We start from the raw sequence: 26596 nt of genomic DNA on the forward strand, positions 1-26596 counted from the left end.
CGGAAGGGCGCCGACCTGAGCGATTCATGGAAAAGCAGCCAGGGCAGGATCCGCTCAGTGGGGACGCAAGCTGCGCATCCTGCCCCTTACCGCCCCCCGGCCTCCATAATGGAGGCATGTCCTCCAGCCCACAGCACCCGGCACCCACGCCGAGCGGCCCCCCGGGCCCGGTCGCCGAGGACCTGGCGCTGTACCGGGAGAAGTTCCGGCGGCGTCTGCCGGAATCGTTGGACGAGTTGCACGGCCCGACCCAGGGGGTCGTGGAGCTGCCGCTGCACATGGCCTGGTCGGGGATGACCTCGTACGACATGAGCAAGCCTCGCCAGCGCATGGGTTTGTACCGCACCGTCCTGCACGAGGGCCTGCGCGACGATCTGCCGCACTACCTCAACCGGGATCTTCTCGTCCAGCTGTGGCCAGTGCTGCGCACACTCGTCGGCCGCACCGTGCGCACCGTGTGGGAAGACGCCTTCGCCGAGCTCGCCTCCCGCACCCGGGCAGCCGCATGACGGACATGCCGGAGCTGCACACGCGGCTCCTGGCGGATGTGATTGCGCTCGGCTCGCCGTATCCCCTGGTTCTCACGGGTGGATACGCCGTGCGGGCGCACCGCCTCGTGAACCGCCCCGCTGTCCGCACGCTTCACCGTGACCGACCCGGCCACCGGGCAGGACTGCGAAGTCGACATCCTCAAAGAAGTCTTCTGGCGGCCCGTCGCCCAGAGCCCGTACGGGCCCGTCCTCGCGGAGGAGGACGTGATCGGGACCAAGGTCCGCGCCCTCGCCGACCGTGGAGCGCCCCGCGACCTGATCGACGTGTACGCAGCCTCCCGCCGCTGGACCAACGCCGAGCTCGAGGAGTTCGGCCGCCGCCACGCCCGCGGCCGCTTCGAGCGCGAAGACCTGCAAGCGAACCTCACGCGCCGAGTGGACCGACGACGAGGCCTTCGCCGCCTACGGGCTCGACGACGCCACCATCACCGCACTCCGTGCCTGGGCCTTGGAGTGGGCCGACGATCTCGCGGCCCGTCTCATCGAGGAGGCCGATGATCCGGACATCGACTGATCACATCCGAAGGGATCGGTCGAAGGTCAAGCTGCCCCGGTTGGCGTGGCTGATCAACTGGAACCCACCCTCGTGCGTCCCCACGCGCTCGGCCTCCATGGTGTCGGCCTGGAAAGCATGAACAGGTCAGCGTGCCCTGCGCGCCATGCTGCAGGCGCTGCATCCCTGCCGGCCCCGTCGTCCCCCGGTTCCCAGGACGTCACGGCACTAACGGAGGCGCCCCGTGAGCCGGTACGGACTCCACCATTCCGACCGAGCGGCCGCACAAAGAGGCCAGAACCTTTCCCTGCGGCGAAAATCGGGTGCCTTCAGCCGCACTCCCACGTAGTGAACTCCCACTGTTCGTGAAGCCCGAGCGCGTGCAGCAGGTCGCTCGCCCGCGTCGTGCCGAGGTCCGTTCCCGGCCTGTACAGCAGCCCCGCCACATCCCCGCTGTGCGCCACCTGAAGCCCCAGCGCGTCCGTCCGCTCCGCGACGGCCAGCAGGGCGTCCAAGTCCGGGACCGGCAGGTGGCGTTGGTTGAGGAGCGTGCTGGCGGTGGCGACCTCGCCGACGAGGGAAGGGTCCTTGGTGTCGATCGCCTCGCGGAGCGTGGAGCGGAGTTCCGTGAAGGTTTCCAGCTCTGCGCGGGTGTAGTCCGGGGGTGGGAGTGTCAGGGTGTCGACGCCCCGGCCCCCGAGGTCCGGCCGGGAGCCGAAGCCCAGGACCTGGAGGGGAGGGAGGGTGTGGCCGAAGTTCTCCAGGACCTCGCCCTCTCGTTGGGCGAAGAGGACTGTCGTGTCCGGGAACATGAGCGAGTCGGAGGCCGATTCCGCCTGGACCGCGATGCGGGCGACGGTCTCCGGTGTCAAAGCGCCCTGCAGTGCGTCCTGTACGGCCCGCGTCGCCGCCAGGACGTCACTCGTCGAGGAGCCGAAGCCGCGGCCGGGGGGTACGTCACCCGTCAGCTCCAGGTGGCCGCCTGCCCGCCCGGCACATGCCTCCATCGTCAGGCGGGCCGCCCGTAGGGCCTTGGTCTTCCAGGGCGGGGAGACCGTCAGTTGCTCGTGCGTTGCCGGGGTGAAGGTCGCTCTCGTGGTGTGGAGGGTGCAGGGCAAGGTCACCAGGCCCCGGACCAGGCGGCCTTCGTGGGGGAAGACGCCCTGGAGGATCTCGCCGTGATGCACCGGGGCCCACCCCCGACCCACACGCCAAACGGAACGGCCTGCCATGCCCTTCACCTCCTCTGTGCCCACAGAGCGGAAGTATGCGGCCCCGTAGGGGTGCACTCAGCACCACCCCAGTCGGGGTGCTACAACCAGTGCGCACGCCGTGTGCGGTGCGTAACTTCGTCGTTGTGGGGGAACCGTCCCGCGCCGACGACAGAGGATCTGGAATGTCAAAACACGTACGGGAAGCCACCGCCGAGGCGCTGCGCCTGGACGGGGTCACCAAGGTCTACGGCAGCGGGGACAGCGCGGTCGTCGCTCTGGACGATGTCAGCCTCAGCCTGCCGGCGGGGGAGTTCACGGCCGTGATGGGCCCCTCCGGTTCGGGCAAGTCGACGCTGTTGCAGTGCGCGGCGGGGCTGGACCGGCCCGATCGCGGGACCGTGTTCGTGGACGGTGAGCCGATGATGGGCCGCAGTGAGGCGGCGCTGACGAAGTTCCGGCGCTCGCGCATCGGGTTCGTGTTCCAGCAGTACAACCTGCTGCCCACGCTGACGGTGATGCAGAACACCGTGCTGCCGCTGAAGCTCGCGGGGCGCCGGGTGGACAAGCGGGCCGCGCGCGAGATGCTCGGCCGGGTCGGTCTGGGCGACCGGCTCGAGCACCGGCCCGACCAGCTCTCCGGCGGTCAGCGGCAGCGTGTGGCCATCGCGCGTGCGCTGGTCACCCGGCCGCGGGTGATCTTCGCGGACGAGCCGACCGGTGCCCTGGACACGCGCAGCGCCCGCGAGATCCTGCTCCTGCTGCGCGAGATGGTCGCCGTGCACGGGCACACCGTGGTGATGGTCACCCACGACCCGGTCGCCGCGTCGCACGCGGACACGGTGCTGTTCCTCGCGGACGGCCGCCTCGCGGGCCGGATGGACGTACCGACTCCGGAGGCCGTGGCCGAGCGTCTCACGCAGCTCGGTGACCGGCAGTCCGGCGACGGCCGCCGTTCGGAGGTGTGAGCAGATGTTCGCGATGGCTCTGCGCAATGTCCGCTTCCAGCCGGGCCGGCTGGTCTCCACGCTGCTCGCCGCGTTCCTCGGCGCGGGCATCGTGATGGCCTTCGCCTCGATGTTCGACACCCGCAGCGGGCCGGGCGTCGACGAGACCAGCGGCACCTCGCTGGAGATCGCCGCGAACGTGGTCGGCGGCTACGGCACCCTGCTCGTGTTCTTCTCCGTCGCCTCGACCATGACCGTCAACGTCCGTCAGCGGGCGCCCGAGCTGGCGCTGCTGCGGTCCGCCGGTGCCACGCCGGGCCAGGTGCGGCGGATGGTGATCGGCGAGTCCGCAGTGGTGGCGCTGGTCGGGGCCGCGCTCGCGGTCGTGCCTGCCTGGTTCGGCGGACGTGCACTGCTCGACGTGTTCAAGGACACCGACCAGGTCGCGGCCGACGTGGACTACGTCTTCGGGACCATGGCCCTGTCGATGGGCTTCGGCACCACCCTGGTCGCCGCGGTCGGCGGGGCCTTCCTGGCCGTACGACGGGCCACCCGCTCGGCGATCGGCCGGCCGGAGCAGCCCCGTACCCGGGGCCGGCTGATCACCGCCGGGGTGCTGGCGGTCGTCGCGGTCGGACTGCTGGCGGCGACCGACACCCTGGAGTCGGACGACCCGCTGCTGATGGCCCCGGCGGGCTACGGCGCGATCCTGCTGTCGGTCGGTCTCGGCATGCTGGCGCCGACGCTGCTGCGGTTCCTGACCGCGCCGGCGCGCGGCACGCTGTCCGGGATGACCCTGCGGCAGGGCGCGGACCGGCAGTCGGGTGTGTTTCTGCCGCTGGTGTCGTTCGTCGGCATGGCGACCGGCACGCTGTACATCCAGACGGTCGCGTCGGACACCATGAAGGCGGCCGGGGTGTCGCAGACCGTGGACGACAAGAACATCGAGACCCTCAACCTGGTGGTCGTCGGCATCATCGTGGTGTTCGCCTGCGTGATGCTCATCAACGGCCTGTACGCGGCCACGTCCGAAAGGGTCCGGGAGTTCGGGCAGCTGCGGCTGGCCGGGGCGACCCCGCGGCAGGTGCTGGTGACGGTGTTCGCCGAGGGGCTGGCGCTGACCGTGCTGGGCGTGGTCCTGGGCACGGGCGCGGCGGTCACCGGCATCCTCGCCTACAGCCGGGCCCGCACCGGGGATCTGGTGCCCGAGCTGAGCCCCGCCCTGTGGATCGTGATCGCCGCGATCGCGGTCGCGTCCACGCTGGTCACGACGCTGGGGACGGCCCGCCATGTGCTGCGGGTGCCCGCGGTGGAGGCGGCCTCGACCGGGGCATGAGCCAACACGGCACAAAGGGGTGGGGGGAAGGCGACCGTGCGCCTTCCCCCCACCCCCATTTTTCGTGGGCGTCAGACCGCCGTGGCCAGGCCGCCGCGGGTGCGGGCCGCCAGCGCCTCCAGCTCGGGGACGATGTCGGCGAGGCTCTGCGTGGCCAGCATCTCCTGCTGGACCTCGACGGCGTTGCGGCGGAACGACGGCTCCTGAAGCAGCCGCGCCACCATGTCCCGGACCCGCTCGGCGGTCGCGTCGGCGAGGTCGACGAACAGGCCGTAGCCGCGCTCCTGCTGGGCGATCGCGGAGGAGCGCTCGCTCCAGGTGGTGCCGGGGACGATGAGCTGCGGGACGCCGTTGACGACGGCGTTGCCGATGGTGGCGCCGCCGCCCTGGTGGACGATCGCGGAGCACGTCGACAGCACCTCGTTCATCGGCACGAACGCCTCGGCGCGTACGTTGCCGGGCAGCCGGTCCACCGCGGCGAGCTGGGCCTCGGACAGCGTGGCGATCACCTCGATGTCGAGGTCGCCGAGGCCGCCCAGCAGGTCGGTGACGGAGGCCTGTTCGTAGCCGTGCACCTGACGGTTGGAGACGCCGAGGGTGAGCATCACGCGTGGCCGCTCCGGCTCCTGGAACACCCAGTCGGGCACGGCGAGGGGCTTGTTGACCGGTTCGAAGCGTACGGGGATGTAGTTCACGTCGAGCGGGAAGCGCACACAGGCCGGCGAGGGGTCGATGGTGGCCATGCCGAAGCGCAGGTCCTCGTGGAAGTCGGCGCCGTGCCGGCCCACCCACTCCCCCATCCAGTCGGCCAGCGGGTCGGGCCAGTCCTCGTCGGGGCGGCGCGCCTTGAGCTTCTCGTACTCGAAGTGCACCCGGGCGTTCTGGTCCTGGGCGTACAGCATGCGGACGTGGGCGGCGCCGACGACCTGGGCGACCATCGGCGCGGTGTACATCAGCGGGTCCCAGACGATCAGGTCGGGCCGCCAGTCGCGGGCGAAGCGCAGGGTCTCCGACAGCAGCCGGTCGCGGTTGAAGTACTGGACCATGCCGGTGGTGGAGCGGTAGACGTCGGCGACGAAGTCGTCGGTCAGCTTCTCGGGCCGGGTCTCGGACAGCGGCGAGTAGCTGTCGGCGGTGCCGTTGCCGGGCTCGGCGTACTTGCGGTGCAGGGCGATGTCCATGTCGCCGCCCGCCCACTGGCAGTCGAGGCCGGTCTGCAGGAACGGGTCGATCTCCGAGGGGTTGCGCTGGCCGACGTAGCGCACCTCATGGCCGGCGGCCCGCAGGGCCCAGCCGACGGGGGCCAGGCTGTAGATGTGGGTGCGGGTCGGGAACGACATCAGCATCACGCGCACAGGAGTCTCCACGGGGCCGGGGCGAGGTGATGCCCTTTTGTACCGCGCGGGGCGGGGGCTCAGGCGGCCCGCGGCGCAGGTTAGGGGTCCGGTCCGAGTGCGCGGCCGGGGCCCGACTCGCCTACTCCACAAGGCACTTGGCGCCCTGCCGAGGCTAGGGGGTGCGACCCCTTAGGGGCTGGTGTGCGCGCTCGCCCGGCGGCTACACAGGAACGCGACCGGAAGCGAGGTGATGGGCATGTCCGTGGCTCCCCGCGCCAGAGCCAAGGGGTGGATTCCCTTCCATGGGTACCGCACGTGGTACCGCGAGACGGGGGCGCCGGACGCGCGACGGCCGACCGTGGTGGTCGTGCACGGCGGGCCCGGTGCCACGCACGACTATCTGCTCGGCCTGACCGCGCTCGGCGAGGACGGCTGGCCGGTGGTCCACTACGACCAGCTCGGCAACGGCGCCTCGTCCCATCTGCCGGGCGAGGGGCCGGAGTTCTGGACCGTCGAGCTGTTCCTGGAGGAGCTCGACAATCTGCTGCGGCACCTCGGTGTCGCCGACAACTATGTGCTGTTCGGCCACTCGTGGGGCGGCGTCCTGGCCGCCCGCCACGCCGCGGACCGGCCGGCCGGGCTGCGCGGCCTGGTCGTCGCCAACTCCCCCGCCTCCTATGTGCTGTGGCGGCAGGAGATGGAGGTGCTGCGCGCCGCGCTGCCGCCCGAGGTGGACGCCGTACTGCGCCGGCACGAGGCGGCGGGCACCACCGACACCGCCGAATACGCCCGGGCGGTACGCGTGTTCAACGACCGGCATGTGTGCCGGGTGGACCCGTGGCCGAAGGAGTATCTGGCGACGACCATGGAGACGGCGAACGATCCGACCGTCTACCACACCATGAACGGCCCCAGCGAGTTCCATGTCGTCGGAACGCTCAAGGACTTCTCGCTCGAGGACCGGCTGGCGGACATCGCCGTGCCGACACTGGTGATCTCCGGAGCCCATGACGAGGCCACCCCGGTCACGGTGCGGCCCTATGCGGACCTGATTCCCGATGTGCGCTGGGAAGTCTTCGAGAACTCCAGCCATATGCCCCACTTCGAGGAACCGGAGCGTTTCCGGGCGACGCTGGTCGAGTTCCTGAAAGGCCTCAGAGAGTGAATCGCATACCCCAATCCGTGATGCCCCTTTCCGTACTGGATCCCGCCCCGCCCAGATTCCGGGCGATCGGTCCTCAGCAGATCGACGACGTGGCGGCACGCTACGGAATTCCCGCGGACGCGCTCGCATCGGTTCGGGCGGTGTCGCAGGTGCTTCCCTTCCGGGTCAACGAATACGTCCTTTCGGAACTCGTCGACTGGCACCGCATTCCCGACGACCCGATCTACCAACTGGTCTTCCCGCAGCGCGGCATGCTGGCCGCCGAGGACGAGGCGCTGCTGATCGACATGGCGCGGCGCGGTGTTCCCAGGCGCGAAGTCGCGGCGGAGGTGGCCCGGATCAGGGCGGGGCTCAACCCGCACCCTTCCGGCCAGAAGCAGCTGAACGTGCCGAGCGTGGACGGCGAGGAGCTGGCCGGGGTGCAGCACAAGTACCGCGAGACGGTGCTGTACTTCCCGCAGCAGGGCCAGACCTGTCACTCGTACTGCACCTACTGCTTCCGCTGGGCGCAGTTCATCGGCGACGCCGACCTGCGGTTCGCGGCGCCCGGGCCGGAGCGGCTGGTGGAGTATCTGAAGCTGCACCCGGCGGCGTCGGACGTGCTGGTCACCGGCGGCGACCCGATGATCATGACGACGGAGCGGCTGCGCGGGCATCTGGAGCCGCTGCTGGCCGTGGACACGGTGCGGACCGTGCGGATCGGCACCAAGTCGGTGGCGTACTGGCCGCAGCGGTTCGTCACCGACCCGGACGCCGACGACGTACTGCGGCTGTTCGAGCAGGTGGTCGCCTCCGGCCGGAACCTCGCCGTGATGGCGCACTTCAGTCATCCGCGCGAGCTGGAGACCGCGCTCGCGCGCCGCGCGCTGGCCCGTATCCGGGCCACGGGTGCGCTGGTGTACTGCCAGGCCCCGCTGATCGCGCACGTCAACGACGACGCCCGCACCTGGGCGGACCTGTGGCGGGGCGAGCTGGGCGCGGGCGCGGTGCCGTACTACATGTTCGTGGAGCGGGACACCGGGCCGCGGCAGTACTTCGAGGTGCCGCTGGTCAGGGCGTACGACATCTTCCGGGCGGCGTACCAGAAGCTGCCGGGTCTGGCGCGCACGGTGCGCGGGCCGGTCATGTCCGCGACGCCGGGCAAGGTCGTCGTGGACGGTGTGGAGGAGACCTCCCGCGGGCGGTTCCTGCGGCTGCGGATGCTCCAGGCGCGGCGGCCTGAGCTGGTGGGCCGGCCGTTCCTGGCCCGCTGGTCGCCGACGGCGGCCTGGATGGACCAGCTGGAGCTGGACGAGAGCGTGCCGGCGGACATCGCGGCGGCGTTCGCGGGTCCGGCGCGTGACGGGTTGTCGGGCGAGCGAGCGGGGGCCGGCCGTGTCTGAGCGTGGGTACTCCAGCGGGGCCGCCGCCGGGCCGGGGCGCAGGGTCTCCCCGAATCTGGCGCTGGACGAGATGGTCGCGCGGCGGCAGGCCGCCGGGGAGAGAATCGTGCACCTCGGGTTCGGGGAGTCGCGGCTGCCGGTGTTCCCGCCGCTGGCGGAGCGGCTGGCGTCCGGGGCGGACCGCAACGCCTACGGGCCGGTGCCGGGCGACGACGGCGTACGGGCGGCGGTGGCGGGCTACTTCGCGCGCCGGAACCTGCCGACCGAGGCCGGGCAGGTGCTGCTCGCGCCCGGCAGCAAGGCCCTGCTGCTCGCGCTGCAACTGGTGCGGCCCGGCGATGTGCTGCTGGCCGGCCCCTGCTGGGTGACGTACGAGCCGCAGGCCAGGCTCGCGGGCAAGGAGGCGATCAGCGTTCCGGTGCCCGTCGAGTGCGGCGGTGTGCCCGATCCGGCTTCGCTGCGCGAGGCGGTGAAGGAGGCGCGCGGGCGCGGGGCGGACCCGCGGATCGTGGTGCTGACCTCGCCGGACAACCCGACCGGCACCTATGCGCCGCCGGCGCTGGTGCGGGAGCTGTGTGCCGTCGCCGAGGAGGAGGACCTGCTCCTGGTGTCGGACGAGATCTACCGCGACATCCTGCACGACCCGGACGCGGTGTATCTGAGCCCCGCCGAGGTCTGCCCGGACCGCACGATCGTGGTGACCGGCCTCAGCAAGAGCCTGGCCCTGGGCGGCTGGCGCATCGGCGCGGCCCGCTTCCCGGCCACGCCGGAGGGCGAGCGGCTGCGCGACGACGTGGCGTCGGTCGCCAGCGAGATCTGGTCGACCCTGGCCGGGCCGATGCAGGCGGTGGCCGAGTACGCCTTCTCCGAGCCGCCGGAGATCCGGGAGCGGCTGCGGGCGGACGCCCGGCTGCACGGGGTCGTCGCGCGGGCGGTGTACGAGATCGTGACCGCGGCGGGCGCCGAGTGCCGGCCGCCGACCGGAGGGTTCTACGTCTACCCGGACTTCGAGCCGCTGCGCGGCGAGCTGGCCGCACTGGGCGTCACCGACGGGGCGTCGCTCCAGGAGCGCCTGCTGGACCGGCACGGCATCGCGGTCCTGGCCGGCGTGCACTTCGGGGACGACCCGAGGGCGCTGCGCTTCCGCGCCGCGACGAGCATGCTGTACGGCCGCACGCGCGAGGAGCAGCGCGCGGCGCAGGACGCGGCCGAGCGGGGGGCCGATCCGCTGGCCCTGCCGCACGTCCGGGACGCGCTGGCCGCGATCGAGCGGGGTTTCACACAGCTCACGGCCCCGTGAGGCCGGGGCCGGGCAGGGGCTTCGGCCGCAGGGCCCACTCAACCCGCCTTGCTGCGAAGGGGCGTCGGCGGCACGGGCCGCCTCGCGGGGTTGCGACACGCCCCTCGGCCGCCCCGGCCGCCGACCACCCGGCCCTCCGACCATCCGGCCGTACGAGCTCACGGTCGTCCGACCACCCGGCCGTCCGAACTCACGGCCTTCTCAACCTATGGCCTTCTGAAGGGGCACAGGCATGGATTCCGACTCCGCGATCGTCTTTCCGGGCATGGGTCCGCAGGACTTCCCCGCGGTGGGCAAGTTCCTGCTGATCGACCCGGTGGCCCGGGAGCTGGTCGAGCAGGCGTCCGACACGCTGGGCTACCCGCTGTTCGAGCGCTGGCGGGACAGTGCCGGCGACTACGCCGAGGAGGCCCAGGTCGCGTTCCTGGTCGCCTGTGTGGCGCTGGCCCGCTGGGCGGAGTCCCGGCTGGGCGCGGACCCGGGGCACTGTGTCGGGGCGAGCTTCGGCGGGAAGGCGGCGGCCGTGTACGCGGGCGCGCTCGGCTTCTCGGACGCCGTGGGGCTGACGGCGCAGCTCGCGCGCTATGAGCACCGGTACTTCACCGAGGAGCAGCCCGGGATCGTCACGCACTCCTTCGCGCGGCTGCCGCAGGAGGTGCTGAAGGAGATCCTGGCGGAGCTGGAGGCGCAGCGGGAGTGGCACGAGCTGTCCTGCCAGGTCGACCACGACTTCGCGATGGTGTCGCTGCGCGCCGAGCGGCTGGAGTGGTTCGAGGGCCGTATCCGGGCGGCCGGCGGACTGCCGCTGTACACGATGGACCCGCCGATGCACGCCTCGGTGTTCCGGCCGCTGCGCGACCGTGTCGAGGCGGAGCTGTTTCCCGCGCTGACCTTCACCGACCCGGTGATCCCGGTGGTGGCCGACCAGGACGGCTCGGTGCGGACGACGGCCGACGGGGTGCGCACGATGCTGCTGGACGGGTTCGTGCGGGCCGTGCGCTGGCCCGAGGTGGTGGACGCGCTGCTCGGGGTGGGCGTACGGGACCTGTATGTGGCCGGTCCCGACCGGCTGTTCGGGCGGGTGCCGGTGACGACCCGCAGCTTCCGGGTGACGGGCGTCGACCCGCGGCTGGCCCTGCGGCCGCGGCAGCGCGCGGTCATTCCCTGACGGGCGTACGACGAGAGGGCCGCGGTCGGTGCGACGACCGCGGCCCTCTTTGTCGTACCCGGGGAACCCCCGCTCAGGACAGGGAGTCCAGCAGCGCGCGCCGGTCGACCTTGCCGTTGGCGTTGACCGGCAGGTCGTCGACGACGCGTATCTCCTGCGGGGTCATGTAGTCGGGCAGGTACTGCATGCAGAACGCGCCCAGTTCCATCTCGTCGATGCCTTCCACGTCCCGGTCCAGGGCGACGAACACGACGAGCACCGGGTCGGCGTCCGGCTTGGGCACGACCACCGCGCTGGCGGCGGCGACGCCCTCGAACTCGGCCACGCGCCGCTCCACCTCGCCGAGTTCGACGCGGTTGCCGCGGATCTTGACCTGGGAGTCGGCCCGGCCGTCGAAGTAGAGCTCGCCGCCCTCGCCGCGGTGGGCGAGGTCGCCGGTGCGGAAGACGAGCTGGCCGGTCTCGGGGGCCAGCGGGTCGGGCACCAGGGCCTTGGCGGTGGCCTCGGGGTCGTTCCAGTAGCCGGTGAACAGGGCCGAGCTGCGCAGGTAGATCTGCCCGGTGACGCCGGGCTCGTCGATCGGGCTCAGTTCGTCGTCGAGGAGCATCATCTCGGCGCCCGGGTGGGCGAACCCGATGGACAGCTGCCGCTGTTCGGCGGGCAGCGGACGCGGTACGTCGGTGAAGGACGCGGCGATCGACTCGGTGCTGCCGAAGCAGTTGACGATCCGGGCGGCGGGCAGCAGCTCCTGCAGCCGGCGCAGTTCATGGGCCGGGAACGGCTCGCCGGAGAAGAGGATGCCGCGGATCTGCTCGCCGAGCGCCCCGAGCCGCTCGGGCTCGTGGCGCAGTGCGCCGCGCCAGATGGAGGGCGCGCCGTCGACCTGGGTCGCCTCGGTCTCGGCGAGGAAGGTCAGGAACCGGCGCGGCCAGCGCAGCAGGGCGCGCGGCACGGGTACGACGGTGGCGCCGCTGCCGAGCGCCAGGCCGATGTCGAGCAGGGAGAAGTCGAACTGGAGCGGGGCGGTGCTGGCGACCCGGCTCTCGGGCGACACGATTCCGTGCTGGAGCATGCCGCGCCAGAAGGCGAGGATGCCGCGGTGGCTCATCACCACACCCTTGGGGGTGCCGGTGGTGCCGGAGGTGAACACCATGTAGGCGGGGTCGGTGGCGACGGACTCGCGGCGGTGCCGGCGGCGGGGCGCTGGGGCGCGTTCGACGGTCAGGCCGTCGGGGCCGAAGCGGCCGGTGCCGACGGTGTCGGGGATGCCGTCCCGGCGGCCGTCGGCGGCCTGGAGGTAGAGCGCGGGCCGCACGCTGTCGATGATGGACAGCAGCCGCTGGGCGGGCGTCTCGGGGCTGACCGGCACGAACGGCAGGCCGAGTGAGGAGCAGGCGAGGAGCGCCGCGATCGCGGAGGCGGAGGTGTCCGACTCCAGGACGACCCGGTCCCCCATGTCCAGGCCCAGGTCGTCCAGGGTGGTCCGGTACGCCTCGACGCGGCGCTCCAGCTGCCGGTAGGAGACGGCTCCGGCCTCGTTGCCGGCGAGTTGCACGACGGCCGCCTTCTCCGGGGTGAGCCGGGCGCCGGCCAGCAGGAACTCGTGCAGCCTCTCCGTCTGGTTGTGTGCGTACGCGAATACTTGCCGACTCATGCAGGCCTCACAGAAGGGCGGGAGAATCCACGAACGGGATCGGGAGGAACAACGGGGATCGGGAAGAACATAGCCGCGTTCCCACCCCTACTCGGCCCCCTAATTCCGGGTGCGTTCAGGCGCGTACGGCGGCGACGGCCTGCCACAGGGTGGCCGGGGTGGCGAAGGTCTCGGTGTTGAGGGCGTCGTCCCTGAGCTGGACGTCGTAGGCGCTCTCCACGGCCGACAGAAGCTCGACCATGCCCATGGAATCCAGGCCGAGGTCGCGCAGGGAGGCGTTCTCGTCCAGCGACTCGTCGGGGGCGAGATAGGGAAGGTGCTGACGCAGAAGCCCGGCGAAACGGTCGTCGATCATCGTCGCGGTCGCTTTCTCGTTGAGGGGATTAAGGGTTGTCTTCGCGGCACTGACGGCCGAAGGTCGGGGATTGACTGTACGTGGCGGTCGAAGATTTCTCGACGGAGAACACCCCCTATTCACAGCGGAGTTCGAGCATGGACAAATCGGCCGGGTACGGGCTGCACACACGGTTCCTGCGCGGGCTCGCGCTCGCCCCGGAAGGGGTCGCGGTGCGCACCGGCGAGGAGGCGCTGACCTATCGGGAGCTGCACGGGCGGGCGCTCGCCTGGGGCGGTGAGCTGGCCGCCGTCGGGGCACGCGCGGTGGGGGTGCTGGCGGGCAAGGGGCCGGTGGCGTATCCGGCGCTGCTCGCCACGCTGTACGCGGGCGCGGCCGTCGTCCCGCTGCGCCCCGACTTCCCCGCGGCCCGGACCCGGCAGATCCTGCGGGCCTCCGGTGCGGGCGTGGTGATCGCCGACCGGGCGAGCCTGAAGGTGCTGGCCGACGTCCTCGACGGCACCGACGACCTCGCGGTGCTGGTGCCCGACGCCGAGGACGGCGACGAGATCCCGGGCCGGCCGGTCCGGCCCGACGCGGGCAGGGCGCTGACCGCGCCCGCCGAGGTCAAGCCGGGCGACACGGCGTATCTGCTGTTCACGTCGGGGTCGACGGGTGTGCCCAAGGGTGTGGTGCTCACGCACGGCGGCTTCGAGCACTACTTCCGGCTGGTGGACGAGCGCTACGGCCTGGGCCCCGCCGATGTGGTGTCCCAGGCGTTCGACCTGAACTTCGACTGCGCGGTCTTCGACGTGTTCGCCGCCTGGGGCGCGGGCGCCACCTCGGTGCCGGTGCCCGCGCACGCCTACCGGGATCTGCCCGCGTTCATCGCCGGGCAGGGGTTGACGGTGTGGTTCTCCACGCCGAGCGTGATCGACCTGGTGCGGCGCACGGGCTCACTGGGCGCCGGCCGGATGCCCGCGCTGCGCTGGAGCCTGTTCGCCGGTGAGGCGCTCAAGACCCGCGACGCGGCCGACTGGCAGGCGGCGGCGCCCGGTTCGGCTCTGGAGAACCTGTACGGGCCGACGGAGCTGACCGTCACCATCACCGTCCACCGCTGGGCGGGCGAGCACTCCGAGGCCGCGTCCGTCAACGGCCTCGTCCCGATCGGTGCCGTACACCCCGGCCATCACCACCTGCTGCTCGGCGAGGACGGCGAACCGACCTCCGAGGAGGGCGAGTTGTGCGTGTCGGGCCCGCAGCTGGCCGCCGGATACGTGGACCCGCGCAACGAGACGGGCGCCTTCTTCGAGCGCCAGGGCCGACGCTACTACCGTACGGGCGACCGCGTCCGGCGGCTCGACGGCGAGGAGCTGATCTACCTCGGGCGGCGCGACGCGCAGGTGCAGGTGCAGGGCTGGCGGGTAGAGCTCGCCGAGGTGGAGCACGCGCTCAGGGACTGCGGGGTCGCCGACGCGGTCGCGGTCGCGGTGACCGGGGCGAGCGGCACCGAGCTGTTCGCCTTCTACACCGGCGCCGAGGTGCCCACCGTGGAGCTGGTCCGCCGGCTGCGCGGTCTGCTGCCCGCGGCCGTGCTGCCCAAGCACTTCCACCGCCTGGCCGAGTTCCCCCTCAACACCAACCGCAAGGTCGACCGGCTGCGGCTCGCCGCCCGCGCGGACGAACTGCTCCAGGCCCGCTGAACGACACCACCTCTGGTGAGGAGAGACAGACTTTGAGTGTGCAGACGACCGTGAGGGACTATCCCTTCGACATGCACGAGACCGGCGTGTCCCCGCTCTACTTCAAGTTGCAGCAGGAGGAGCCGCTGAGCCGCGTCCAACTGCCGTACGGCGAACCGGCGTGGCTCGCGACCCGGCACGCGGACGTGAAGTTCGTGCTGACCGACGCCCGGTTCAGCCGGTCCATCGCCCAGGGCCTGGACCAGCCGCGGCTGCGCCGGCAGTCGACCGGCGACGGCATCATGGGCATGGACCCGCCGGACCACACCCGGCTGCGCCGGCTGGTCGGCAAGGCGTTCACCAGCCGTCGGATGAAACAGATGCGCGAGGGTGTGGAGACGCTCGCGCACCGCCTCATCGACGACATGCTCGCCAAGGGCCCGCAGGCCGACCTGGTGGAGGACTTCGCCCGGCTGCTGCCGGTGACCGTCATCTGCGACCTGCTCGGCGTGCCCTTCGAGGACCGGCACGTCTTCAGCACCTGGACCGAGGGTGTGACCGGCGAGGCCACGATGAAGGGCGACGTGCTGTTCGAGATCGGCGACGAACTCGACAAGTACATGGCCGACCTGGTGGCCCAGCGCCGCCGCGAGCCCACCGACGACCTGCTCGGCGCGCTCGTCTTCGCCCGCGACCACGGCGACAAGCTCACCGACACCGAGCTGATCGCGCTGGCCGGGGCGGGGCTGCTCACCGGCGGCGTGGAGACGGTCGCGTCGGCGCTGCCGAGCTTCGTCTACACGCTGCTCACCCGCCCGGACCTGCTCCAGCAGCTGCGCGAGCGGCCGGAGCTGATGCCGGGCGCCGTCGAGGAGCTGCTGCGCTACGTCCCCATCAACACCGCGGCGATGTTCGCCCGGTACGCGCTGGAGGACGTCATGATCGGGGACACCCTGGTGCGCACCGGCGACCCGGTGCTGCCCGCCCTGCACGCGGCGAACCGGGACCCGGAGGTCTTCGAGGACCCGGAGACGGTCGACTTCACCCGCTCCCCCAACCCGCATGTGACCTTCGGGCACGGGCCGCACCACTGCATCGGCGCCCAGCTGGCCCGCATGGAGCTCCAGGAGTCGCTGACGGCGCTGCTGTCCCGGCTGCCGGACCTGCGGCTGGCCGAGGGCCCGGAGGGCGTCGAGTGGAAGTTCGGGGTGATCGTACGGGGGCCGTCGCGGCTGCCGATCGCCTGGTGAAGCACAGCCGAGGAAAGGGCTGAGCCCCTCCACCCGCCGGGGTGGAGGGGCTCAGCCCTTCCGCCGTGCCGGTCAGCCCAGTTCGCCGTCGAGGATGTCGAACAGCTCGTCGGCGGTCGCGGAGGCGATCTCGTCGGAGGCGGTGTCGTCCTGTGCCTGCCCCGGCACCTTGGGCCCCGCCGACCGCTCGGCGAGGGCCCGCAACCGGGCCAGGATCCGCTCCTGCTCCTCGCCGCCCGCGCTGCTCAGCGCCTCCTCGATGGAGGCGAACTCGGCCTCCAGCGCTTCGGCCATGTCCCCGACCAGCTCCTCGTGGAGCAGGTCCGCGATCGCCTTCGGCGTCGGGTAGTCGAAGATCAGCGTCGCCGGCAGCCGCACCTCGGCCCGTTCGGCCAGCAGGTTGCGCAGTTCGAGCGCGGCCAGCGAGTCGACGCCCAGCTCCGAGAAGCCACGGGTCGGCTCCACGGAGTGCGGGCCGTCGTGCCCGAGGACCGTCGCCACCTGCGTACGCACGAAGTCGAGCAGATACGGCGCCCGCTCCTGCGCCCGCATGTCCTGCAAGCGCTCTTCCAGCGACACCTCGACGGGCGCCGCAGCGACGGCCTGCGCGGCCCGGCGCACCGGCCTGCGCACCAGGGCCCGCAGCATCGCCGGGACCGGCCGGTCGGCCCGCGCCACGGCGTCCGTGTCCAGCCACATCGGCAGCACCACGGCCGCGTCCAGTCCGGAGGCGGTGTCGAACAGCTCCAGCGCCTCACCGGTCGGCAGGGCCCGCAGTCCGGCCCGGTTCATCCGCTCCAGGTCGGCCTCGCTCAATTCGCCCGCCATGCCGCTGCGTTCCTCCCACAGGCCCCAGGCCAGTGAGCAGGCCGGCAGCCCGAGGGCCCGGCGGTGCTGGGCGAGGGCGTCCAGGAAGCCGTTGGCGGCGGCGTAGTTGGCCTGCCCGGCCCCGTCGAGGGTGCCGGCGGCCGAGGAGTACAGCACGAACATCGAGACGTCCCCGGCCAGTTCGTGCAGATGCCAGGCCGCGTCCGCCTTGGGCCGCAGCACGTTCCGCAGCCGCTCGGGGGTCTGCGAGGCGAGCAGTCCGTCCTCGACGACACCCGCCGTGTGCACGATGCCGGTCACGGGGTGGTCGGCGAGCAGCTGGGCCACCGACTCGCGGTCGCCGACGTCACAGGCGACGACGGTGACCTGGGCGCCGCGCGCGGTCAGCTCCCCGGTCAGCCGCTCCACCCCGGGTGCGGCGGGCCCGCGCCTGCTGGCGAGGATCAGCTCCCGGACGCCGTACCGGTCCACCAGATGCCGGGCGACGGCCGCGCCGAGCCCGCCGGTGCCGCCGGTGACCAGCACGGTGTCGCCGGGGTCCAGCTCCTGCCGGGTGCCGGTGGCCGGGAGCAGCCGCGGGACGTGCAGTTCCCCGTCGCGTACGGCGACCTCGGGCTCGTCGGCGGCGAGGGCGGCGGGCAGCAGCCCCGCGGAGTCGTCGGCCGTCCGGACCAGGGTGATGCGGCCGGGGTGCTCGGCCTGGGCGGCGCGGACCAGTCCGGCCAGCGCGCCGTCGACCAGGTCCGGTCCGCGCAGGACGACGGCCAGGCCGACCGCGGCGCACCGGGTGTCGGCGAGCCAGCCGGTGAGGAAGGCCAGCGTCTCCTCGGTCGCCGTGTGCAGGGCAGTGACCGGGTCCTTCGTCCTGTCGGCCCCGGCCGGTGCGTAGAGCACCGCGTCCGGCAGCGGGTCGCCCGAGGCGAACAGCGCCTCCCGGTCCGGGTAGGCCGGGGCGTTCGACGGAGCGGCGCCACCGAGGTCGCCGACGACCGCAAGGGTGCCGGGTTCCGGCCGCCCGCCGCCCCGCAGCGACGACCACTCGACGGTGTACAGCTTGTCGTGGGTGCCCGGTCCGCCCAGCGCGTCCAGATCGAGGCCGGGCACGGAACGCACCAGCAGCGAGTCGACGGTGAGGACCGGCGTGCCGGCCGGGTCGGTGGCGGCGATGGCATAGCCGCCCTCGTCCGCCGGGGTGAGCCGCACCCGCAGCCGGGTCGCCCCGGTCGCGTGCAGGGTGACGCCCCGCCAGGCGAACGGCATCGTCACGTCGTCGCCGTCGGCGAACAGCTCGCCACCGTGCAACACGGCGTCCAGCAGCGCCGGGTGGATGCCGTAGCCGTCCGGCGCCGCCTCCTCGGGCAGCTCGACCTCGGCGAGCACGTCCCGGCCGTGCCGCCACAGGGCACGCAGTCCGCTGAACAGCTCGCCGTACTCGAAGCCCTGCGCGGCCAGCGCCTCGTACGCCGTGTCGACGTCCAGTGCCTCGGCGTCCGCCGGCGGCCAGGCGGCCTCCGCGGGGGCGGCGGCCTCGGTCTGCTCGGCAAGGTAACCGCTCGCGTGCCGGGTCCACTCCCGGCTTCCCGCACCCCGCGCGTGTACGGCGACCGCACGGCGGCCGGTCACGTCCAGCGTGCCGACGACGACCTGGAGCCGGGTGGGCTCCCGCTCGGCCAGGACCAGCGGCTCCTCCAGCGTCAGCTCGTCGACGCGCGGGCAGCCCACCTCGTCCCCGGCCCGGATCACCAGCTCCACGAACGCCGCGCCCGGCAGGATCGCCGTACCCGCCATGCGGTGCTCGCCCAGCCAGGGCTGGTTCCGCAGCGACAGCTCCCCGGTGAGGGTGACGGCGTCACTGTCGGGCGAGGGCACGACCGCGGTGAGGACGGAGTGACCGGTGGCGTCCTGCCCGCCCTGGGCGACCGGGGCCGGCTCCAGCCAGTAGCGCCGGTGCTCGAACGGGTAGGTCGGCAGGTCCACCCACTCGCCCGCCGGCACGACGGCCGACCAGTCGACCGGGACACCCCGGGTCCAGGCCTGGCCGACGCCCTTGAGCACCGAGGTCACTTCGTCACGCTCGCGCCGCATCAACGGCACGAAGGTGACGTCCTCGCCGGTCACGGAGGCCGGGCCCATCGGGGTGAGGACCGCGTCCGGGCCGACCTCCAAGAAGGTCGTCACGCCTTCGGCCGACATCCGCCGGACCGTGTCCGCGAAGCGGACCGTGTCACGGACGTGGTCGACCCAGAAGTCGACCGTGCACGGGTCGCCCGCCGTGAACAACTCCACCTTGGGTGAACGGAGTTCGAGAGCGAAGACCACCTCGCGGAAGTCCTCCAGCATCGGCTCCATCAACGCCGAGTGGAACGCGTGGGAGACCCGCAGGCGGGACGTCTTGCGGTCCTTGAAGTGCTCGACGACCGCGAGCACCGCCTCCTCTACGCCCGAAACCACCACCGAGCCGGGCGCGTTGACGGCCGCCAGCGAGACGCTCTCGCCCAGCAGCGGCGTCACCTCCTCCTCCGAGGCCTGCACCGCCACCATCGCCCCGCCCTCCGGCAGGGCCTCCATCAGCCGGCCCCGTGCGGTGACCAGCGCGGCGGCGTCCTCCAGCGACAGCACCCCGGCCACATGCGCGGCCGCGATCTCGCCCACCGAATGACCACCGACCGCGTCCGGGCGCATGCCCCACGACTCCAGCAGGCGGAACAGCGCGACCTCGACGGCGAACAGCGCGGGCTGCGTGAACCCGGTCCGGTTCAGGGAGTCGCCCTCCCACATGGCCGGCCGGATGTCACCGTCGAGCGCGTCCAGCACCTCGTCCAGCGCGGCGGCGAAGGCCGGGAAGGCCTCGTACAGCTCACGGCTCATCCCGGCCCACTGCGAGCCCTGGCCCGAGAAGACGTACCCGAGGCGGCCCTCGCGCAGGGCCGTGCGGCCCGGCTCCAGACGCTCCAGGCCCGTTCGGAGTTCGTCGGCCGTACTGCCGAGGATCACCGCGCGGTGCTCCAGGGCGGTGCCGGTGGCGGCGAGGGTGTGGGAGAGGTCGAGGGGCGTGAACAGATCGAGAGCGGAGGCGAGTTGACGTGCGCGGGCGGTCAGCGCGGTGCCGGTCTTCGCGGAGAGGATCAGCGGCAGTACGGCCGGCGGTGCCGCGACGGCGGGCCGGGGCTCGGGCTCCGGGGCCTGTTCCAGGATGACGTGGGCGTTGGTGCCGCTGATGCCGAAGGAGGAGACGCCGGTCCGCCAGGGCCGGTCCACGGCCGGCAACGGGCGCTGGTCCGTGAGGAGTTCGACCGCGCCCTCGGTCCAGTCGACGTGCGGGGACGGCTCGTCCACGTGCAGGGTCCTGGGCAGGACGCCGTGCCGCATGGCCTGCACCATCTTGATGACGCCGGCGACACCGGCGGCGGCCTGGGTGTGGCCGATGTTGGACTTGATCGAGCCGAGCAGCAAAGGCTCGGAGCGGTCCTGGCCGTAGGTGGCGAGGATGGCCTGGGCCTCGATGGGGTCGCCGAGGCGGGTGCCGGTGCCGTGCGCCTCGACGGCGTCGACGTCCGCGACCCCGAGGCCCGCGTCGGCCAGGGCGGCGCGGATCACGCGCTGCTGGGAGGGGCCGTTGGGGGCGGTGATGCCGTTGGAGGCTCCGTCCTGGTTGACGGCCGAGCCGCGGACCACGGCCAGCACGCGGTGGCCGTTGCGGCGGGCGTCGGAGAGGCGCTCCAGCAGGAGCAGTCCGGCGCCCTCGCCCCAGCCCGTGCCGTCGGCGGCGGCCGCGAAGGACTTGCAGCGGCCGTCGGGGGCGAGGCCGCGCTGGCGGCTGAAGTCGATGAACAGCTCCGGCGTCGCCATGACCGTGACACCGCCCGCGAGGGCGAGGGAGCACTCGCCGCGGCGCAGCGCCTGCATCGCCCAGTGCAGCGCGACCAGCGAGGACGAGCAGGCCGTGTCGACGGTGACGGCCGGGCCTTCGAGGCCGTAGGTGTAGGAGATGCGGCCGGAGACGAGGCTGCCTTCGCTGCTGGAGCCGGTGTAGTCGTGGTACATCAGGCCGGCGAAGACGCCGGTGTCGCTGCCGCGCAGGGTCTCGGGGTCGAGGCCGGCGCGCTCGAAGACCTCCCAGGACAGTTCGAGCAGCATGCGCTGCTGGGGGTCCATGGTGAGGGCCTCGCGCGGGGAGATCCCGAAGAAGGCCGGGTCGAATCCGGCGACGTCGTCGAGGAAACTGCCGTCACGGACGTACGACTTGCCCTCGGCGCCGGGCTCGGGGTCGTAGACGCCGTCGACGTCCCAGCCGCGGTCGCGCGGGAAGCCGGCGACGGTGTCGACGCCGTCGGCGACCAGCCGCCACAGGTCCTCCGGGGAGGTGACCCCGCCGGGGTAGCGGCAGCTCATGCCGACGATGACGACGGGGTCGTCCTCGGTGTCCGTCCCGGGGCGTGCCGTGACGGCCGGGGTGGGTGCCGCGGACGCCGTCAGCCGTTCGAGCAGGAGGGCGGCGAGGGCGTTCGGCGTGGGGTGGTCGAAGACCAGGGTGGTGGGCAGGCGCAGTCCGGTGGCGCGGGAGAGGCGGTTGCGCAGCTCGACGGCGGCCAGCGAGTCGAAGCCCAGTTCGCGCAGCGGGCGGTGGGCGGTGATGGCGTCGGTGTCGGGGTGGCCGAGCACGTTCGCGATGTGGCCGCGCACCAGGTCGAGCAGGAACGGGGTCCGCTGGGCCTCGGCGAGTTCCGCGAGCCGTGCGGCGACGCCCGACAGGTCGGCGGCGGGTGCCGCGGCGTCGGCGGCCGTACGGCGGGCCGGTACGGGGACCAGGCCGCGCAGCACCAGGGGCAGTCCGGTGCCGCGGGCGCGCAGGGCCGCCGGGTCGAGCCGTACGGGGTACAGCAGGGTTGCGTCGGTGCGCAGGGCCGCGTCGAACAGGGCCAGCCCGTCGGCGTCGCCGAGACCCTTGTCGCCGGACTCGGCGAGGCGGGCCAGGTCGGCCTCGCCGAGGTGCCCGGTCAGGCCGCTGCGCTGGGACCAGAAGCCCCAGGCCAGGGCGTGTGCGGGCAGGCCGCTGGCGCGGCGGTGGGCGGCGAGGGCGTCGAGGTAGGCGTTGGCGGCGGCGTAGTTGCCCTGGGCGGGGCCGTCGACCGTGCCGGCGAGGGAGGAGTAGAGGACGAAGTGGGTGAGGTCGAGGTGCGCGGTGAGCCGGTGCAGATGCCAGGCGGCGTCGGCCTTGGCGCGCAGCACGGTGTCGAGCCGCTCGGGGGTGAGGGAGGGGATCGTGCCGTCGTCGAGGACACCGGCGGTGTGCACCACGGCGGTCAGCGGGTGGGCGGCGTCGATGGCGTCGAGGACTGCCGCGAGCGCGGCCGGGTCGGCGGCGTCGCAGGCCCGGACGGTCACCTCGGCGCCGAGCGCGGCGAGTTCGGTGGTCAGCTCGGCCGCTCCGGGCGCGTCAGCGCCGCGCCTGCTGGTGAGCAGCAGATGCCGTACGCCGTGCTCGGTGACCAGGTGCCGGGCGAGCAGGGCGCCGAGAGTGCCGGTGCCGCCGGTGACGAGGACGGTGCCCTCGGGGTCGAACGGGGTGCCGGTCTCCTCGGTGCCCGGGGCGGGCGCGAGGCGCGGGACGTGGACGCGGCCCTCGCGGACGGCGAGCTGTGTCTCGCCCGCGGCGACGGCCGAGCGCAGGGCGTCGGCGGGGAGCGGCCCATGGTCGAGGTCCAGGAGCACGAAGCAGCCGGGCTCCTCGGCCTGCGCGGAGCGCAGCAGGCCCCACACCGCGGCGGCCGGCAGGTCGGTGACGTCCTCCCCGGCGGCGGACACGGCCCCCCGTGTGACGACGACGAGCCGGGTGTCGGCGAACCGGGGCTCGGCGAGCCGTCGTTGGGCGTCGGCGAGCGCGGCCGCGGTCACCCGGTGGATCTCGGTGACATGCTCCTCATCGGGGTCGGAGGCGACGCACAGATAGACCGTCTCCGGTACGGCGGTGTCCTGGACGGGCGTCGCGCCGAGCGTGTCGGCGAGGCCGAACAGGTCGTCCCCGAGGACGGCCGACTCGGCGGCGGGGGCGGGGTCGAGGCCGGTCAGGGGCCGCCAGTCCATGCGGTAGAGGGAGCCCTGTCCGGCCGCCGCCAGTCGCATGGGCCGGATCTGGAGCGCGCCGACCGAGGCGACGGGCTCCCCGGTGGGGTCGGCCAGGTCCAGCGCGACGGCCTGGTCCCCGGCGCGGGTGATCCGTACCCGTACGGCGGCCGCGCCCTGGGCGTGCAGCGTGACGTCGTTCCAGGCGAAGGGCAGCGCCACCTCGCCCTGCGGGGCGGGCTCCAGCAGCCCGGCGACGTCCACCGCCTGCACGACCGCGTCCAGCAGCGCGGGGTGCAGCCCGAACGGGCCCGCTTCGGTGCCGTCCGGCAGGGTCACCTCGGCGAAGACCTGCTCGCCCTGCCGCCAGACCGCGCGCAGGCCCTGGAAGGCGGGGCCGTACTCGTAGCCCTGGGCGGCCAGTTCGGCGTAGGCGCCGTCCAGGGTGACCGGCTGTGCGGCGGGCGGCCAGGCGGCGAGGTCGTAGCCGGGCGCCGGGGCGGCGGGCGCGAGCCGGCCTACGGCGTGCTCGGTCCACGGCGTGCCGGGCAGTGCGCCCTCGGGGCGGGAGTGGACCGTGCAGGTACGGCGGCCCTCGGCGTCGGCGTCGTCCACGACGACCTGCACGACGGTGGCGGCGTCGTCGGCGAGCACCAGCGGCCGCAGCAGGGTGAGTTCCTCGACGGTGCCCGCGCCGGCCTCGTCGGCGGCGCGGACGGCGAGTTCGACGAATCCGGTGCCGGGGAACAGCACCGTCCCGGCCACCCGGTGGTCGGCGAGCCACGGCTGGGTGCGCGGGTCGAGCCGGCCGGTGAGCGCGACGGTGCCGCCGCCCGCGAGGGGGACGGCCGCGCCGAGCAGCGGGTGCCCGGTGGCGACCAGTCCGGCGGAGGAGACGTCGGCGGCGGCCGTGCCGGAGGTGTGCTCCAGCCAGTAGGTGCGGCGCTGGAAGGGGTAGGTCGGCAGCTCGACGCGGCGGGCGTCCTCGGGGAACGCGGAGGAGAAGTCGACGTCGAAGCCGTGGGCGAACAGCTCGCCCGCGGAGCGCAGGAACCGGTCCAGGCCGCCCTCGCCGCGGCGCAGGGTGCCGACGACCGCGCCCTGGCGGCCGAGGACGTCGAGGTTGTCCTGGATGCCCATGACGACGACAGGGTGCGCGCTGACCTCGACGAAGGCGCCGTAGCCCTGCTCGGCCAGGGTGGTCACCGCGTCGGCGAAGCGGACCTGGCGGCGCAGGTTGCGGTACCAGTAGGCGGCCTCCATGGCCGTGGTGTCCTGCCACTCCCCCGTCACCGTGGAGAAGAACGGCACGCGGGAGGCGCGCGGCCGGATCGGCGCGAGGACCCGCAGCAGCTCCTGCTCGATCTGCTCGACCTGCGGCGAGTGCGAGGCGTAGTCCACGGCGACGCGGCGCACGCGGACCTCCTCGGCCTCCAACTCCGCCTGGAGGGCGTCCAGTCCGGCCGGGTCACCGGCGACCACGACGGCCTTCGGGCCGTTGACCGCGGCCACCGACACGCCCTCCGGCAGGCGCGGCTCGACCGCCTCGACGGGCAGCGCGACCGACATCATGCCGCCCGCGCCCGCCAGCGACCGCGCGATCACCTGCGACCGCAGCGCGACGATCCACGCCCCGTCCTCCAGAGACAGGGCCCCGCTGACGACGGCCGCGGCGATCTCGCCCTGGGAGTGGCCGATCACCGCGTCGGGCTTGACGCCGTACGACTCCCAGAGGGCGGCCAGTGAGACCATCACCGCGAAGGACGCGGGCTGGACGACGTCCACCCGGTCCAGGGCCGAACCGTCCGGGTCGCGCAGCACGTCCCACAGGGACCAGTCGGTGAGCGGCTCCAGGGCGTCGGCGCACTCGGCGAGGCGCTTGGCGAACACCTTGCTGTCCTGGGCGAGCCGGGCGCCCATGCCGATCCACTGGGTTCCCTGGCCGGGGAAGACGAAGACCTTCTTCTCGCCGGGGACGGGCTCCGTGGGCGGCTCGGTCAACTCCTTCAATCCGGAGAGCAGTTCGGCGCGGTCGCGGCCGACCACGACAGCGCGCCGACCGAAGACGGCACGTCCCTTCACGAGCGAATGACCCACATCGGCCACGGAGTCCGCTGATTGCAGGTGTTCGCGCACCCGGTCGGCCAGCGCGGTCAGCGCCGCGTCGGTCTTGGCGGACAGCACGAGCGGCACGGGCGTGTCGTCGGCCTCCGCCGTACCGGCGGGCTCCACGTCGCCCTCCTCCAGGATGACGTGCGCGTTCGTGCCGCTGACGCCGAAGGAGGAGATGCCGGCCCGGCGGGGGCGGTCCTCGGTGCGGGTCCATTCCCGGGCCTCGGTGAGGAGTTCGACGGCACCCGTGGACCAGTCGACCTGCGGGGAGGGCGCGTCCACGTGGAGGGTCTTCGGCAGGACGCGGTGCTGCATGGCCAGCACCGTCTTGATGACGCCCGCGACACCGGCGGCGGCCATGGTGTGCCCGATGTTCGACTTCAACGACCCCAGCCTGAGCGGCTCTTCGCGGTCCCTGCCGTACTCGGCGAGCAGGGCGCGGGCCTCGATGGGGTCGCCGAGGGTGGTGCCGGTGCCGTGCGCCTCGACGGCGTCGACGTCGGCGGGGGTGACACCGGCGTCGGCGAGGGCCTCGCGGATGACCTGGCGCTGGGCGGTGCCGTTGGGGGCGGTCAGGCCGTTGGAGGCGCCGTCCTGGTTGATGGCGGAGCCGCGGACGACGGCGAGGACGCGGTGGCCGTTGCGGCGGGCGTCGGAGAGGCGTTCCAGGACGAGGGCGCCGACGCCCTCGGAGAAGCCGGTGCCGTCGGCACCCGCGGCGAACGCCTTGCACTTGCCGTCGGGGGCGAGGGCCCGCTGCCTGCTGTACGCGGTGAAGGTGCCGGGGGCGCCGAGGACGGCGGCGCCTCCCGTCAGGGCGAGGGAGCACTCGCCGGAGCGCAGCGAGCGCAGCGCGAGGTGCAGGGCGACCAGGGAGGACGAGCAGGCCGTGTCGACGCTGAGGGCCGGGCCCTGGAGGCCGTAGACGTAGGAGAGCCGGCCGGCCAGGACGCTGAGCGCGTTGCCGGTGACGAGGTAGCCGTCGGCGCCCTCGGGGGCCTCGTGCAGCCGGGGCCCGTACTCCTGCTGCTCGGCGCCGATGAACACGCCGGTGTCGCTGCCGCGCAGGGCGGTGGCGTCGATCCCGGCGCGTTCGAAGGCCTCCCAGGACGTCTCGAGCAGGAGCCGCTGCTGCGGGTCCATGGCCTGGGCCTCGCGCGGGGAGATGCCGAAGAAGTCGGCGTCGAAGGCGGGCGCGTCGGCGATGAAGCCGGCCTCGTGGGCGTACGTCGTGCCGGGCCTGGCCGGGTCCGGGTCGAAGAGGCGGGTGAGGTCCCAGCCGCGGTCGGTGGGGAAGGGCTGGATGACGTGCTGTTCGCCGCTGACCAGCCGCCACAGGTCGGCCGGGGTGCTGACCCCGCCGGGGAAACGGCAGCCCATGCCGACGATCGCGACGGGTTCGCCCTCGTCGGCCGGGCGGCGGCCGGCGCGGTCCGGCTCGGCGGGCGCGCCGAGGATCTCGCCGGCGAGGTGGCGGGTCAGGGCGTTCGGCGTGGGGTGCTCGAACACGAGGGAGGCGGGCAGCTCCCGGCCGAGGGCGGCCGAGAGGGCCTGGACGAGGCCGACGACGGCCAGCGAGTCGAACCCGAGGTCGCGAAAGGCGCGGTCGCCGTCCAGGGCCGCCTCGGTGGTGCCGGGGTTCGCCTTGCGCAGGGCGGTGAGCGTGTGCTCGCGCACCAGTCGGCGCAGCACGTCGAGCGCGTCGGCCCCGTTGAGCGCTTCGGCCTCGTTCATCAGCGCGTTCCATTCTCCGGTGTTCGGTTCCAGGGCGGCCGGGACCGGT

At 73.1% G+C, this 26596-nt stretch carries 14 protein-coding genes and 1 pseudogene; 10 read left to right on the top strand and 5 right to left on the bottom strand.

Going from position 1 to position 26596, the window contains the following annotated elements; translation table 11 throughout:
* Positions 1-116: 116 nt before the first annotated feature.
* Together RKD23_RS09645 and RKD23_RS09650 are read left to right on the top strand one after the other, a co-directional pair.
* Positions 117-509 (top strand): hypothetical protein, encoded by a 393-nt coding sequence (locus RKD23_RS09645; protein WP_424853313.1) that lies wholly within the window; start codon positions 117-119, stop codon positions 507-509.
* A pseudogene (locus RKD23_RS09650) lies at positions 506-1065 on the top strand (nucleotidyl transferase AbiEii/AbiGii toxin family protein). The gene RKD23_RS09645 and the pseudogene RKD23_RS09650 overlap by 4 nt, the downstream one beginning before the upstream one ends.
* Before the next feature lie 308 nt (positions 1066-1373).
* Here RKD23_RS09650 and RKD23_RS09655 read toward each other — a convergent pair.
* A complete protein-coding gene (locus tag RKD23_RS09655; protein WP_424853314.1) occupies positions 1374-2231 on the bottom strand; it encodes a kinase in 858 nt (285 codons plus the stop codon).
* A 209-nt stretch (positions 2232-2440) separates the two neighbouring features.
* On the opposite strand from RKD23_RS09655, the gene RKD23_RS09660 reads away from it, so the two are divergent.
* Positions 2441-3223 carry an ABC transporter ATP-binding protein gene (locus tag RKD23_RS09660; protein WP_404033223.1) on the top strand — a complete coding sequence of 261 codons (783 nt, stop codon included), beginning with the start codon at positions 2441-2443 and terminating at the stop codon, positions 3221-3223.
* Between the two features lie 4 nt (positions 3224-3227).
* Positions 3228-4538 carry an FtsX-like permease family protein gene (locus tag RKD23_RS09665; RefSeq protein ID WP_424853315.1) on the top strand — a complete coding sequence of 437 codons (1311 nt, stop codon included), beginning with the start codon at positions 3228-3230 and terminating at the stop codon, positions 4536-4538.
* A 71-nt stretch (positions 4539-4609) separates the two neighbouring features.
* Here RKD23_RS09665 and RKD23_RS09670 read toward each other — a convergent pair whose 3' ends face one another.
* Complete coding sequence (locus RKD23_RS09670; protein ID WP_424858207.1) at positions 4610-5884, bottom strand: nucleotide disphospho-sugar-binding domain-containing protein; 1275 nt, start codon at positions 5882-5884, stop codon at positions 4610-4612.
* A gap of 247 nt (positions 5885-6131) precedes the next feature.
* Here RKD23_RS09670 and RKD23_RS09675 point away from each other — a divergent pair, with 247 nt between their 5' ends.
* From RKD23_RS09675 to RKD23_RS09690, 4 genes are all read left to right on the top strand, one after another.
* Complete coding sequence (locus RKD23_RS09675) at positions 6132-7040, top strand: proline iminopeptidase-family hydrolase (RefSeq protein WP_424853316.1); 909 nt, start codon at positions 6132-6134, stop codon at positions 7038-7040.
* Positions 7041-7060: 20 nt separating this feature from the next.
* Positions 7061-8422 carry a KamA family radical SAM protein gene (locus RKD23_RS09680; protein ID WP_424853317.1) on the top strand — a complete coding sequence of 454 codons (1362 nt, stop codon included), beginning with the start codon at positions 7061-7063 and terminating at the stop codon, positions 8420-8422.
* Positions 8415-9722 (top strand): pyridoxal phosphate-dependent aminotransferase, encoded by a 1308-nt coding sequence (locus RKD23_RS09685; RefSeq protein WP_424853318.1) that lies wholly within the window; start codon positions 8415-8417, stop codon positions 9720-9722. Before RKD23_RS09680 ends, RKD23_RS09685 begins: the two co-directional genes overlap by 8 nt.
* Before the next feature lie 232 nt (positions 9723-9954).
* The gene (locus RKD23_RS09690; protein WP_424853319.1) at positions 9955-10890 is read left to right on the top strand and encodes an ACP S-malonyltransferase; all 936 of its coding nucleotides are present in this window, start codon (positions 9955-9957) and stop codon (positions 10888-10890) included.
* Positions 10891-10963: 73 nt separating this feature from the next.
* Here RKD23_RS09690 and RKD23_RS09695 read toward each other — a convergent pair whose 3' ends face one another.
* Both RKD23_RS09695 and RKD23_RS09700 read right to left on the bottom strand, forming a co-directional pair.
* Complete coding sequence (locus tag RKD23_RS09695) at positions 10964-12544, bottom strand: AMP-binding protein (RefSeq protein ID WP_424853320.1); 1581 nt, start codon at positions 12542-12544, stop codon at positions 10964-10966.
* Positions 12545-12659: 115 nt separating this feature from the next.
* Positions 12660-12899 (bottom strand): acyl carrier protein, encoded by a 240-nt coding sequence (locus RKD23_RS09700; RefSeq protein ID WP_404033238.1) that lies wholly within the window; start codon positions 12897-12899, stop codon positions 12660-12662.
* A 137-nt stretch (positions 12900-13036) separates the two neighbouring features.
* Between RKD23_RS09700 and RKD23_RS09705 the strand changes: the two genes are divergently transcribed.
* Positions 13037-14581: an AMP-binding protein gene (locus RKD23_RS09705; protein WP_424853321.1), complete on the top strand. Its 1545-nt coding sequence runs from the start codon at positions 13037-13039 to the stop codon at positions 14579-14581.
* A gap of 32 nt (positions 14582-14613) precedes the next feature.
* Positions 14614-15810, top strand: coding sequence for a cytochrome P450 (locus RKD23_RS09710; protein WP_424853322.1), 1197 nt, complete (start codon positions 14614-14616; stop codon positions 15808-15810).
* Positions 15811-15882: 72 nt separating this feature from the next.
* Here RKD23_RS09710 and RKD23_RS09715 read toward each other — a convergent pair whose 3' ends face one another.
* Positions 15883-26547: an SDR family NAD(P)-dependent oxidoreductase gene (locus RKD23_RS09715; RefSeq protein WP_424853323.1), complete on the bottom strand. Its 10665-nt coding sequence runs from the start codon at positions 26545-26547 to the stop codon at positions 15883-15885.
* Positions 26548-26596: the final 49 nt, after the last annotated feature.

The organism is Streptomyces sp. SAI-170, from assembly GCF_049739565.1.
GTDB lineage: Bacteria > Actinomycetota > Actinomycetes > Streptomycetales > Streptomycetaceae > Streptomyces.

What these genes read in the sequence shown, in the direction of transcription:
- RKD23_RS09645 (WP_424853313.1), top strand. Translation starts at nt 117, where the DNA reads ATGTCCTCCAGCCCACAGCACCCGGCACCCACGCCGAGCGGCCCCCCG.
- RKD23_RS09660 (WP_404033223.1), top strand. Translation starts at nt 2,441, where the DNA reads ATGTCAAAACACGTACGGGAAGCCACCGCCGAGGCGCTGCGCCTGGAC.
- RKD23_RS09665 (WP_424853315.1), top strand. Translation starts at nt 3,228, where the DNA reads ATGTTCGCGATGGCTCTGCGCAATGTCCGCTTCCAGCCGGGCCGGCTG.
- RKD23_RS09670 (WP_424858207.1), bottom strand. Translation starts at nt 5,884, where the DNA reads ATGCTGATGTCGTTCCCGACCCGCACCCACATCTACAGCCTGGCCCCC.
- RKD23_RS09675 (WP_424853316.1), top strand. Translation starts at nt 6,132, where the DNA reads ATGTCCGTGGCTCCCCGCGCCAGAGCCAAGGGGTGGATTCCCTTCCAT.
- RKD23_RS09680 (WP_424853317.1), top strand. Translation starts at nt 7,061, where the DNA reads ATGCCCCTTTCCGTACTGGATCCCGCCCCGCCCAGATTCCGGGCGATC.
- RKD23_RS09690 (WP_424853319.1), top strand. Translation starts at nt 9,955, where the DNA reads ATGGATTCCGACTCCGCGATCGTCTTTCCGGGCATGGGTCCGCAGGAC.
- RKD23_RS09695 (WP_424853320.1), bottom strand. Translation starts at nt 12,544, where the DNA reads ATGAGTCGGCAAGTATTCGCGTACGCACACAACCAGACGGAGAGGCTG.
- RKD23_RS09700 (WP_404033238.1), bottom strand. Translation starts at nt 12,899, where the DNA reads ATGATCGACGACCGTTTCGCCGGGCTTCTGCGTCAGCACCTTCCCTAT.
- RKD23_RS09705 (WP_424853321.1), top strand. Translation starts at nt 13,037, where the DNA reads ATGGACAAATCGGCCGGGTACGGGCTGCACACACGGTTCCTGCGCGGG.
- RKD23_RS09715 (WP_424853323.1), bottom strand. Translation starts at nt 26,547, where the DNA reads ATGAACGAGGCCGAAGCGCTCAACGGGGCCGACGCGCTCGACGTGCTG.